This is a genomic window from Oleiphilus sp. HI0128, assembly GCF_001635365.1.
On sequence record NZ_LWGG01001475.1, the window covers coordinates 1 to 875 of the forward strand.

The 875-nt window shown below is 45.6% G+C and carries 2 protein-coding genes; both read left to right on the forward strand.

Features of this window, described 5'->3' with window-relative positions:
• A partial coding sequence (locus tag A3763_RS24370; RefSeq protein ID WP_304440845.1) for a DnaB-like helicase C-terminal domain-containing protein occupies nt 1-275 on the forward strand: 275 nt, incomplete at its 5' end.
• Nucleotides 272-875, forward strand: a 604-nt coding sequence (locus tag A3763_RS24375) for an alanine racemase (RefSeq protein ID WP_197483098.1), incomplete at its 3' end; no start/stop codon positions are given. The genes A3763_RS24370 and A3763_RS24375, both read left to right, overlap by 4 nt.

Here is an 875-nt window from a genome sequence, read left to right on the forward strand (position 1 = left end):
TGTCTCAGTTAAACCGTGGCTTGGAGTCTAGGCCGGATAAGCGCCCTATGAACTCAGACTTGCGTGAGTCAGGAGCAATCGAGCAGGATGCCGATGTTATTATGTTTATCTACCGTGACGATTATTATAACGAGGATAGCCCTGATAAAGGTATGGCCGAGATAATCATTGGTAAGCAGCGTAACGGGCCGATTGGTAAATGTAAATTATCATTCCAGGGGCAATATACTAAATTTAATGATTTGTCTCACGCTGATTATGGAAACGAGTTTTGATCGAAAAGCTTAGGCGGGCAGAAGGTGTTAATTTGTGTCTTGAGGGTGAGGGCTTTTCAGGCGGTCGTCCATTATATCTTGAAGTAGACGGGCAGGCTTTTCGTCATAATATAAAGCGTGCAGCAGAAATATCGAAGGCTACTTCTTTAATGGTGGTGCTTAAAGCCAATGCCTACGGTCATGGTCTGATCGAGATGGCAAGGCTTGCTGGCCAGCATGACTTGGCAGTGGCAATTCCCGAAGAAATGCGCCAATTGCGTGAGGCTCAGCTCGCTAATCGAATATGGGTACTTGAAGGACCTTTTGCTAAGGCCTGTATCGAGGATACAAGCAATGTGATTTGGGTGGTCCATAGCTTATGGCAGTTGGCGCTGTTTGAAAATCAAACTCAGGCTTCTGAGTATAAAGTTTGCTTAAAGCTTGATACCGGAATGAATCGCCTGGGTATGAATAGCGAGGACTTTGCACTTGCATTGAAGCGAATTGAGTCAAATCAGTACCTCTCGCTCTATGCTTGTATGACGCACTTCTCAGCAAGTGATTTGCCAGGGGGGGAGCAGGTAGATCAGCAGCTTCAGCGCTTTAATTCTGTTATACAAG